The sequence below is a fragment of the Serratia silvae genome, assembly GCF_023282985.1.
Lineage (GTDB): Bacteria > Pseudomonadota > Gammaproteobacteria > Enterobacterales > Enterobacteriaceae > Chania > Chania silvae.
Map to the genome: position 1 here is coordinate 1 of NZ_JAGQDC010000081.1, position 256 is coordinate 256.

Genomic DNA, 256 nt, shown 5'->3' on the forward strand with positions numbered 1-256 from the left:
CGCAATGATGCTGACCTGAAACACGCCGGTGTACAGCCGGTGATCGCCGCCGAGTGTATTGCTTGCGGTGTCCCCAGGGATGGTGAAGGCTCGCAGGTAGGTCTCGCCCTCCGCCGGCGTGTAGGCCGTGTTCTCGAAAACGATCTTAAGCTTCTCCGACCTGGCAGCGTTCCAGGCGATGAGCTTTGCCTCGTAGATCGAGGCGATGATTGCGTGCGACATCAGGCCACCTCGTACACAAGCGAAGGCGATACGC

1 protein-coding gene is annotated in these 256 nt (G+C 60.2%); it reads right to left on the bottom strand.

What is annotated here, in order from left to right:
- The coding region (locus KAJ71_RS23315) for a phage tail terminator-like protein (RefSeq protein ID WP_248947802.1) at nt 1-222 on the bottom strand (222 nt) is incomplete at its 3' end.
- Between the last annotated feature and the right edge of the window lie 34 nt (nt 223-256).